The following is a 9990-nucleotide window of genomic DNA, read 5'->3' as shown; positions in this document are numbered from 1 at the left end:
CCCCCACCCCGACCCCCACCCCGAAGCCCAGCCCGACGGCGAGCGCCAAGCCCACCGCATCCCCGACGGCCACGGCGAAGCCGAGCCCGACCCCCACCCCGCCCGCCGCGGAAACCCCGTAGCCGAACGGTTCTCATCTCGCCCCCGCGTTGCTACGGTGCCCCCTCCCTGACGCCCCATCAGATACCGGAGGCCCCGGCATGCGCGCTCTCGTCGCCGCCGCCATCGGGCTGGTCGCCGCGCTGGCCCTCGTCCTCGCCATCACGGCGTTCGGGGTGCCGGACGGCACGACCTCGCCCAAGCCCCTGCTCACCACCGCGCCCACCGCGCCCGGAAAGTAGAGGAGGCCCGCCATGCGACGCAGAGCGAGCCTCGTCCTGCTTGCCCTGGCCGTGTTCTGCGCGGCCCTCGCACCACTGATGCGCTGGTACGCGTACCCCCGCCTCGCCAAGATCCCGCCGGGCCAGTACCAGGAGATGGTCCTGGAGGCCAAGGGCGCGACCCTCCTCGACTACACCGCCGGCATGACGCCCAAGAAGGTCGACAAGGTCACCATCGTCCAGACCCTCAAGGGCAACGTCGAGGCGTCGAAGGAGATCGAGGCGAGCGCCGGCAAGGACGTGGTCGTCTGGGACACCCTGACCCACATCATGGGACCGGACGGGAAGATGGTCTCCCAGATCCCCGAGCGCTACGTCTTCGACGCCCACACCCAGGACCCGGTGCACGCCACCGGCGAGATGGTCGACGGGGACCCGGTCACGCGCGAGGGCATCGAGTTCAAGTGGCCGTTCTTCACGGAGCCCCGCGACTACCTGTACTTCGACGCGCAGACCCGCAGCTCCTCGCCGATCCACTACGTCGGCCCGCGCACCTTCAAGGGAATGGACGTCTACTACTTCGAGCAGACCATCCCCTGGACCAAGGTGGCGCTGCCGAAGAAGATGCCGATCGAGGGCATCGACCCGAAGACGTTCGAGCAGAACACCGGCACCAGCCTCTGGTACACGGCCAAGGCGATGTTCTGGGTCGACCCGGTGACGGGGGCGCCCGTCAACGCCGAGCAGGACATCCGGCAGGAGATGCGCGGCGGCATCGCGGCCGGGGCCCAGGACGGCAGGCTCACCGTCTTCGCCGGGCACGTGACGATGCGCGAGGACTACGCCGAGTACACCCGCGAGCTGGTCGACGCGAACCGCGTCAAGGTCCTCGCCCTGCACACGTACGCCCCCCTCGGCCTCGCGGTCGGCGGACTCGCCCTGTTCGGCCTGGCCCTGTGGCTGGAGGCGCGCGGCCGCCGCCCCGGGGAACCGGGCGACGCCTGAGCCGACCGGTCAGCGCCTGAGCCGGGCGTTGGTGTGCCGGGTGGGCTCGGCCGTCGCCGGATCCTGCGGCCACGGGTGCTTGGGGTAGCGGCCGCGCAGCTCGGCGCGAACGGCCTGGTAGCCGCCGGCCCAGAAGGACGCCAGGTCGGCGGTGACGGCCGCCGGCCTGCCGGCGGGCGACAGCAGGTGGACGAGTACGGGCACCCCCGCCACCCGCGGCGTCTGCGCCCACCCGAACAACTCCTGGAGCTTGACCGCCAGCACCGGCTGCTCGCCCGAGTAGTCGACGCGGACGCGTGAACCACTGGGCACCTCGATGCGTTCCGGGGCCAACTCGTCGAGCCGGCCGGCCTCCCCGCCGGCCCAGGGCAACAACCGGTTCAGCGCCTGCCCGGCATCGATCCGGCCCAGGTCGGACCGGCGCCGGGCCCGGGACAACTCGGGCTCCAGCCACTCGTCGGCCCGGTCCACCAGCGCCGCGTCGTCGGCCACGTCGGGCCACGCACCGCCGAGCGCACGGTGCAGGAACCCCAGCCGGGCCCGCAACGCCCGCGCGTCCTGCGACCAGCGCAGCAGACCCAACCCCTCCGCGCGGAGCCCGTCGAGCAGGGCGCCCCGCACGAGCGCCGGATCCGGGCTCTTCAGCGGGCGCGCCGCGAGCTCGATCGCCCCGAGCCGGGTGACGCTGCGGGCCACCAGGTCCCCGTCCTCCCAGCGGACCTCCTCGCCCGACCGGAAGAGGTGCCCCGCCGCCGCACGGGCGGTCTCCTCGTCCAGCGGGGCCGCGAGCCCGACCCGCGCCGACGCCGCGTGCGGCGGCCGGTCGGCGACGGCCACCGCCAGCCAGGGCGCGCTGCGCAACCCGGAACCGTCACCGAGCGCGGCGGCCGTCCCCGACGCCATCAGGAAGGCACCCTCGCCCCTGGCCCGCGCCACCCGCTCCGGGAACGCGAGCGCGGCCACCAGCCCGGCCGCGGCGTCGTCGGAGAGCGGACCCCGCCCCACCGGACCCCGCCCGACCGGACCCCGCCCCACCGGATCCCCCACCGCCGCCGAGGCCCCCGGCTCCTGCGCCGCCCGCTCCAACCGGCGGACCTCCGTCCGCCACCGGTGGCCGTACGCGTCCCCACCCTGCCGGGCCCGCCGCCAGGCACCGGCCAGGTCGTCCCCGTACTCCCGCGGCGGCTCCTCGCTCAGCAGGGCCACCAGCTCCGCCGCCCGCCGTGCCCCGAGCGCGGCCGTACCGTCCAGCAGCGCCCGCGCCAGCCGCGGGTGCAGCCCCAGCCTGGCCATCCGCGCCCCCCGCGCGGTCGGTCGCCCGGCGGCGTCCACCGCGCCCACCGCCCGCAGCACCTCCCGCGCCGCGCCCATCGCCCCGGCCGGCGGCGGATCCGGCAACGCCAGGCCGGCGGCGTCCGGATCCCCCCAACAGGCCGTCTGCAGCGCGAACTGCGCCAGGTCCGCAATCCGGATCTCCGGCGCCGGAAACGCGGTCAGCCGCCCGTCCTCGGCCTGCGACCAGCAGCGGTACACCGTCCCCGGCGCCTCCCGACCGGCCCGGCCCGCCCGCTGACGGCCCGCCGCGCGCGACGCCCGTACCGTCGCCAGCGCACCCAACCCCCGGGCGTGGTCCACCCGGGGCTCGCGGGCCAGCCCCGAGTCCACGACCACCCGGACACCCGGCACGGTCAGGCTCGACTCCGCGACCGCCGTCGCCAGGATCACCCGCCGGTGCTCCGCGGGCCGCAGCGCAGCGTCCTGGACCGCCGCCGGGGCGCGACCGTGGATCTGCACCACCTCGGCGTCGACCCCGCCCAGCTGCCCGGCCACCCGGCCCAGCTCACCGACGCCCGGCAGGAAGCACAGGACATCGCCGGAACGTTCCGCCAGCGCCCGCCGCACCACCGACGCCACGTGGGTCAGCTGCGCCGGATCCACCCGCAACCCGTGCGGCGGCCGCACGGGACGCGCCGGCGGCGCCCACACGACCTCCACCGGATACGAGACACCGGCCGTTTCCACCACCGGCGCGCCCCCCAACACCCGCGACCACCCGGCCGCGTCGGTCGTCGCCGAGGCCGCCACCAGCCGCAGCTCCGGGCGCAGGGTCTCGCGCACGTCCACCAGGAACGCGGCGACCGTGTCGGCGTCCAGGTGGCGCTCGTGGCACTCGTCCAGGATCACCACGTCCACCCCCGTCAGCTCCTGGTCCCGCTGGAGCCGCTGGAGCAGGACACCCGTGGTCACCACCTCCACCACCGTGTCGGGGCCCACCACCCGCTCCCCGCGCACCGTGAAGCCCACCGAACCGCCGACCGCCTCGCCCAGCAGCCACGCCATCCGCCGCGCCGCCGCCCGCGCCGCGATCCGACGCGGCTCGGCCACCACGACCCGGCGCGGCGGCCCGCCCCCGGCCCCGGCCGTCAGACCCGCGAGGACCAGCGGCACCAGCGTGGTCTTGCCGGTGCCCGGCGGCGCGCACAACACCGCCGCGCCGTGCCCGTCCAGGGCGGCCACGAGCGCGGGCACGGCGCCCCGCACGGGGAGGGAGTCGAGTTCGGCGCGGCGGATCAAGGGATCAGTCCCTTTCGCAGACGAAGATCGCGGTGCCGGGGATCAGGTTGCCGCGCAGCGGGGACCAGCCGCCCCACTCCTGACTGTTCCACTCGGGCCACTGCGGCTCCACCAGGTCCACCAGCCGGAACCCGCCCGCGACCACGTCCCGGACCCGGTCGCCGATCGTGCGGTGGTGCTCCACGTACAGCGCCTCGCCCCGCTCGTCCTGCTCGACGTACGGGGTCCGGTCGAAGTAGGAGGCGGACACCGACAACCCCTCCGGCCCGGGCTCGTCGGGGAACGCCCACCGGACGGGGTGGGTGACGGAGAAGACCCAGCGGCCGCCGGGGCGCAGGACGCGGTGCACCTCCCGCATCACGTTCACCGGGTCCGCGACGAAGGGGACCGCCCCGTAGGAGGAACACGCCAGGTCGAAGGAGCCGTCACGGAAGGGCAGCCGCCCCGCGTCGGCCTCGACGAGCGGGATGTCGTCGCCGATCCGCAGGGCGTGCTGGAGCTGGCGGTGCGAGAGGTCCAGGGCGACAGGCCGGGCCCCCTGGGCGGCCAGCCAGCGCGAGCACTGGGCGGCGCCGGCGCCGATCTCCAGGACGTCCCGACCCGCGAGGGAGGCGGCGGGCCCCAGGAGCCCGGCGTCGGCCTCGTCGAGACCCTCCGGGCCCCAGACGAACCGGTCGTCGCCCAGGAACGCGCCGTGATCGCTCTGGTACTCGTCGGCGTTGCGGTCCCACCAGCTCCGGCTGGCGCGACTGCTCTCCGCCTCCGACGCGTCACGGCGCGTGGCCTCGGCGTCGTCCCCGGCGCCGGAGTCGGCTCCGAGCACTTCTTCGTGGGCGTAGTCCTCTTGGTTCATGGGGCCCGTCGTCGTAGTGTGCGAATGTCTGGGTGGCTGCCGTGGTGGCCGCGGGCGTCCGCCGACGCACCTCCGCGGACGTCTCGGAATTCGTTCGGGAAACCCATCGGGGCCTGCCCGCAGACGAATTGTGCCGGTTATGCGGCGATCCGCCCGGGGTGTGCGCCTTCGCGCATTGACCCTGCTGGGCTGCCCCCGTATGCTACAAGTTGCGCTGCGAGCCTGTGCTCCTCAGACCTAGCAGGCTGCGCTTGCATCTGTTGATGTCCCCTCGGTTTTCGAGGCCCTGCCGCCACAGCGGAAGAGGGGCCTCCTTGGCTGTCCGGCTTAGGCAGATGCCGATAAGGGCTCCCGGCGTAGCAGTACCTACGACTTTCTGTCCGTAACCGGAGCCCTTTCCCACATGACGAGCAGCACCGAGACCACCGCCACCACCCCTCCGCAGGTAGCGGTCAACGACATCGGCGACGCGGACGCGTTCCTCGCAGCCATCGACGAGACGATCAAGTACTTCAACGACGGCGACATCGTCGACGGCGTCATCGTCAAGGTGGACCGGGACGAGGTTCTCCTCGACATCGGCTACAAGACCGAAGGCGTGATCCCGAGCCGCGAGCTCTCGATCAAGCACGACGTCGACCCGAACGAGGTCGTCAAGGTCGGCGACGAGATCGAGGCCCTGGTTCTCCAGAAGGAGGACAAGGAAGGCCGTCTCATCCTGTCCAAGAAGCGTGCTCAGTACGAGCGCGCCTGGGGCACGATCGAGAAGATCAAGGAAGAAGACGGCATCGTCACCGGTACCGTCATCGAGGTCGTCAAGGGTGGTCTCATCCTCGACATCGGCCTCCGCGGCTTCCTGCCGGCCTCTCTCGTCGAGATGCGTCGCGTCCGCGACCTCCAGCCCTACGTGGGCAAGGAGCTCGAGGCGAAGATCATCGAGCTGGACAAGAACCGCAACAACGTGGTCCTGTCCCGCCGTGCCTGGCTCGAGCAGACCCAGTCCGAGGTTCGCCAGACGTTCCTCACCACCCTGCAGAAGGGTCAGGTCCGCTCCGGCGTCGTTTCCTCGATCGTCAACTTCGGTGCCTTCGTGGACCTGGGTGGCGTCGACGGTCTCGTGCACGTCTCCGAGCTGTCCTGGAAGCACATCGACCACCCGTCCGAGGTCGTCGAGGTCGGTCAGGAAGTCACCGTCGAGGTCCTCGACGTCGACATGGACCGCGAGCGTGTCTCCCTGTCGCTGAAGGCGACGCAGGAAGACCCGTGGCAGCAGTTCGCCCGGACCCACCAGATCGGCCAGGTCGTCCCGGGTAAGGTCACCAAGCTGGTTCCGTTCGGTGCGTTCGTCCGCGTGGACGAGGGCATCGAGGGTCTGGTCCACATCTCCGAGCTGGCCGAGCGCCACGTGGAGATCCCGGAGCAGGTCGTCCAGGTCAACGACGAGATCTTCGTCAAGGTCATCGACATCGACCTCGAGCGTCGCCGGATCTCGCTGTCGCTGAAGCAGGCCAACGAGTCCTTCGGTGCCGACCCGGCGTCGGTCGAATTCGACCCGACCCTGTACGGCATGGCCGCGTCTTACGACGACCAGGGCAACTACATCTACCCCGAGGGCTTCGACCCCGAGACCAACGACTGGCTCGAGGGCTTCGACACCCAGCGCGAGACGTGGGAGCGCCAGTACGCCGAGGCGCAGGTCCGCTTCGAGCAGCACCAGGCCCAGGTCATCAAGAGCCGCGAGGCCGACGAGGCCGCCGCCGCCGAGGGTGCTGCCGCCCCCGCCGCCGGTGGCAACGCCAGCGCCGGTGCCGGTGTCTCCGGTGGTTCGTACTCCTCCGAGGGTGCGGACGAGACCTCCGGCGCCCTGGCGTCGGACGAGGCCCTTGCCGCCCTGCGCGAGAAGCTGGCCGGCGGCCAGAGCTGATCGCAGCAGCGCGTCACGCACTCGCGCCTCGGCGCGAGAGCGGGCTGAGCTGAGCTGAACGACAAGGCCCGTCCCCTTCGGGGGGCGGGCCTTGTCGCGTTCGTCGCCGGCGCGACGCTTCACCCGGCCGGCATCCGGGCATCCATCCCGCGCGGTGCGGGAGTTCGTGGCATTGCGTTCTCGTGAAGGCGGCCAACTGGGGAATGGCGGCGCCTCCTTGGACGTTCATGGCAGAGAACACGGCGAGGAGGAGTGGTGGCGGTGCTTGATCCACAGGGTTTGTACGAATGGGACGCCAAGGGCCTGGCGGTGGCCGACATGGCGTTGGCCCAGGACTCGGCCGGGCTGGTCATGCTCTACCACTTCGAGGGGTACATCGACGCGGGTGAGGCCGGGGAGCAGATCGTCGAGCGGCTCCTCGACACGCTGCCCCACCAGGTCGTGGCCCGCTTCGACGCGGACCGGCTGGTGGACTACCGGGCGCGGCGCCCGCTCCTGACCTTCCAGCGCGACCACTGGACGGAGTTCGAGGAACCGAAGCTGGAGGTGCGCCTGGTCCAGGACGCCACCGGCGCGCCGTTCCTGCTGCTCTCCGGACCCGAGCCCGACGTGGAGTGGGAGCGCTTCTCGCTCGCCGTCCGACAGATCGTCGAGCGCCTCGGCGTCCGGCTCTCCGTCAACTTCCACGGCATCCCGATGGGCGTGCCGCACACCCGGCCCGTCGGCATCACCCCGCACGGCAACCGGACCGACCTGATGCCCGGACACCGCAGCCCCTTCGACGAGGCCCAGGTGCCCGGCAGCGCCGAGTCCCTGGTCGAGTTCCGACTCGGCCAGTCCGGACACGACGTGCTCGGGGTCGCCGCCCACGTCCCGCACTACGTGGCCCGCTCCCCGTACCCGGACGCGGCGCTGACCGTGCTGGAGGCGATCACGGCGGCGACCGGACTGGTCCTGCCCGCCGTGGCGCACGCCCTGCGGACCGAGGCCCACCGCACGCAGACCGAGATCGACCGCCAGATCCGGGAGGGCGACGAGGAACTGGTCGCCCTCGTCCAGGGCCTGGAGCACCAGTACGACGCGGCGGCCGGCGCCGAGACCCGCGGCAACATGATCGCCGAGCCGGCCGAGATCCCGTCCGCGGACGAGATCGGGCGCGAGTTCGAGCGGTTCCTGGCGGAGCGCGAGGGCGAGGGCTGAATCGGCCCGCCCAGGGCCTCATCCGTCTCTTTCGGCCCTGACCGACCGGATCCGCCGGAGACGGCCTAGGCTGCCGAGCATGCTGAAAGTAGGACTGACAGGCGGAATCGGCGCCGGCAAGAGCGAGGTCTCGCGACTGCTGGCGGGGTACGGGGCGGTCGTCGTCGACGCGGACCGCATCGCACGCGAGGTCGTCGAGCCCGGGACACCCGGGCTCGCGGCCGTCGTGGCGGCCTTCGGGGAATCCGTGCTGGCCCCCGACGGGACGCTGGACCGGCCGCGTCTGGGATCGCTCGTCTTCACCGACGCGGAGAAGCTGCGGACGCTGAACGCGATCGTGCACCCGCTCGTCGGGGCACGCTCCGCCGAACTGGAGGGGGCAGCGGGCGCCGACGCGATCGTGGTGCACGACGTACCGCTGCTCACGGAGAACGGCCTGGCGCCCCTCTACGACCTGGTCGTCGTCGTGGACGCGTCGCCCGACACGCAACTGGCCCGGCTGACCGCACGGCGCGGCATGACCGAGGACGAGGCCCGGTCGCGGATGGCGGCGCAGGCCACCCGCGAACAGCGGCTGGCGATCGCCACGCTCGTCATCGACAACGACGGGCCGCTGGAGGCGCTGGAACCGCAGGTGCGCAAGATGTGGGAAGAACTCACCGCACGGGCCGCCGCCGGGGAGTGAGTGGCGGGCGGTGCGGGAAGGACCCTCCGGCGCGTGCCGGACGCCCGGGAACAGCGGGCGCGGGCACGGGCGTTGAACGTGACCGCAGAGGGAAGGAAAGACAACGTGTCCGACACCACGCCGCCGCAGCCGCCGTCCGCCTCGTCCCCCTCGTGCTCTCCCGGCTCCGCGAGCCCGGAGACGCACGTCATCGACTACCGGGCCGCCGAGCAACTGTTGGCCGCCCGCGATCCGCGCGGAGCCGTCCGGCTCCTCGACTCGGTCATAGCCGCCCACCCGGAGAACACGGGAGCCCGGCTGCTGCGGGCGCGGGCCTTCTTCGCGGCGGCGCAACTGCGTGCGGCCACACTCGAATTCGAACTGGTGCTGGAGCGGGAGCCGGACAACGCGTACGCCCACTTCGCGCTCGCCCGGACCCACGAGCGGTCCGGGCGGCGCGAGCAGGCCCGCAAGCACTTCCGGCTGGCCGCAGCCCTCGATCCCCGACCCGAGTACCTGGCCGCGGCCCGCTTCGAGGAGTGAGCGACCCCGCCGTGACCCGGCAAACCTTTCCGGTCACAGCACTAGTAGGGCTTGGTCAGGTCGGCTGTGATTGAGCGTGTCCTTCTGGTTCGGTGTTGCGTTGAGTGAGCGTGACTCCGGACGAAATTGCGGCTGTACGTGGCGAGTTGGAGGACTTCGCGGCGGAGGTTTTCGAGCCGTTCGCAAGGAACGACCAACGTCGGTGGGGGCAGGTCTACCTGCGAGGCCTGCTCACTGACGGGCAGCGCAAGTCGGTCGAACCTATGGCCGCCCGGCTCGGGGAGGACGGAAACCGGCAGGCGCTGGCTCACTTCGTGACCACCAGCCCGTGGGATCCATCCCATATCCGGGCCCGGCTGGCCTGGAAGATGGAGAAGGCAATCCGGCCCACCGTGCTGGTCTTCGATGACACCGGCTTCCTCAAGGACGGCAGTGCCTCGGCGTGTGTGTCGCGGCAGTACACCGGCACCGCGGGCAAGGTCACCAACTGCCAGGTGGGCGTCTCGCTGCACCTGGCCTCGGACCACGCCTCGGCGGCGGTGGACTGGAGGCTGTTCCAGCCCGAGACCTGGGACCCCGCCTCGCCGAAGGCGGACCCGGACAAGGTCGCCCGCCGCACCGCCTGCGGCATTCCCGACGACATCGGGCACGTGGAGAAATGGCAGCTCGCACTCGACATGCTCGACGAGACCCGTTCCTGGGGCATCGAGGTGCCGGTGGCCGTCGCGGACGCCGGATACGGAGACGCGGCCGCCTTCCGGCACGGCCTGCAGGCCCGCGGCCTAGTGCTGCACCGCGAAAGTTCGTGGAGGGGTGTTGGTCAGGTCGGCTGGTCGCCGAGGTAGAGGTAGCAGGCGCAGTCGAGGCAGTCCTCGGGACTGCCGAAGGGCAGGCCTGAGGGCAGGAA

8 protein-coding genes and 1 pseudogene are annotated in these 9990 nt (G+C 72.2%); 7 read left to right on the top strand and 2 right to left on the bottom strand.

Annotated elements, in window-relative coordinates; translation table 11 throughout:
• Positions 1 to 200: 200 nt before the first annotated feature.
• A complete protein-coding gene (locus OTB19_RS39815; protein ID WP_107089279.1) occupies positions 201 to 341 on the top strand; it encodes an SPW_0924 family protein in 141 nt (46 codons plus the stop codon).
• Between the two features lie 12 nt (positions 342 to 353).
• The gene (locus tag OTB19_RS39810; protein ID WP_267803676.1) at positions 354 to 1325 is read left to right on the top strand and encodes a DUF3068 domain-containing protein; all 972 of its coding nucleotides are present in this window, start codon (positions 354 to 356) and stop codon (positions 1323 to 1325) included.
• 9 nt (positions 1326 to 1334) lie between these two features.
• On the opposite strand, the gene hrpB is transcribed toward OTB19_RS39810, so the two are convergent.
• Both hrpB and OTB19_RS39800 read right to left on the bottom strand, forming a co-directional pair.
• Complete coding sequence (gene hrpB, locus OTB19_RS39805; RefSeq protein ID WP_267803675.1) at positions 1335 to 3899, bottom strand: ATP-dependent helicase HrpB; 2565 nt, start codon at positions 3897 to 3899, stop codon at positions 1335 to 1337.
• A gap of 4 nt (positions 3900 to 3903) precedes the next feature.
• Positions 3904 to 4752 carry a class I SAM-dependent methyltransferase gene (locus tag OTB19_RS39800; RefSeq protein WP_267803674.1) on the bottom strand — a complete coding sequence of 283 codons (849 nt, stop codon included), beginning with the start codon at positions 4750 to 4752 and terminating at the stop codon, positions 3904 to 3906.
• 403 nt (positions 4753 to 5155) lie between these two features.
• Between OTB19_RS39800 and rpsA the strand changes: the two genes are divergently transcribed.
• The 5 genes and pseudogenes from rpsA to OTB19_RS39775 all read left to right on the top strand — a co-directional run.
• On the top strand, positions 5156 to 6676 hold the full coding sequence (gene rpsA / locus OTB19_RS39795) for a 30S ribosomal protein S1 (protein ID WP_267803673.1): 1521 nt from the start codon (positions 5156 to 5158) through the stop codon (positions 6674 to 6676).
• Between the two features lie 261 nt (positions 6677 to 6937).
• Positions 6938 to 7876: a PAC2 family protein gene (locus tag OTB19_RS39790; RefSeq protein WP_267803672.1), complete on the top strand. Its 939-nt coding sequence runs from the start codon at positions 6938 to 6940 to the stop codon at positions 7874 to 7876.
• 79 nt (positions 7877 to 7955) lie between these two features.
• Positions 7956 to 8561 (top strand): dephospho-CoA kinase, encoded by a 606-nt coding sequence (coaE, locus tag OTB19_RS39785; protein ID WP_267803671.1) that lies wholly within the window; start codon positions 7956 to 7958, stop codon positions 8559 to 8561.
• 189 nt (positions 8562 to 8750) lie between these two features.
• The gene (locus OTB19_RS39780; RefSeq protein WP_267803678.1) at positions 8751 to 9083 is read left to right on the top strand and encodes a tetratricopeptide repeat protein; all 333 of its coding nucleotides are present in this window, start codon (positions 8751 to 8753) and stop codon (positions 9081 to 9083) included.
• A gap of 110 nt (positions 9084 to 9193) precedes the next feature.
• Positions 9194 to 9868 (top strand): annotated as a pseudogene (locus OTB19_RS39775) (IS701 family transposase); the annotation flags it as partial.
• Between the last annotated feature and the right edge of the window lie 122 nt (positions 9869 to 9990).

This window comes from Streptomyces sp. H27-H5, assembly GCF_026627505.1.
In the GTDB taxonomy this organism is placed as follows: Bacteria; Actinomycetota; Actinomycetes; order Streptomycetales; family Streptomycetaceae; genus Streptomyces.
The sequence above is the reverse complement of the archived record's forward strand: the minus strand, read 5'-3'. Positions and strand labels throughout refer to the sequence as shown.

What these genes read in the sequence shown, in the direction of transcription:
- OTB19_RS39800 (WP_267803674.1), bottom strand. Translation starts at nt 4,752, where the DNA reads ATGAACCAAGAGGACTACGCCCACGAAGAAGTGCTCGGAGCCGACTCC.
- OTB19_RS39810 (WP_267803676.1), top strand. Translation starts at nt 354, where the DNA reads ATGCGACGCAGAGCGAGCCTCGTCCTGCTTGCCCTGGCCGTGTTCTGC.
- rpsA (WP_267803673.1), top strand. Translation starts at nt 5,156, where the DNA reads ATGACGAGCAGCACCGAGACCACCGCCACCACCCCTCCGCAGGTAGCG.
- coaE (WP_267803671.1), top strand. Translation starts at nt 7,956, where the DNA reads ATGCTGAAAGTAGGACTGACAGGCGGAATCGGCGCCGGCAAGAGCGAG.
- OTB19_RS39815 (WP_107089279.1), top strand. Translation starts at nt 201, where the DNA reads ATGCGCGCTCTCGTCGCCGCCGCCATCGGGCTGGTCGCCGCGCTGGCC.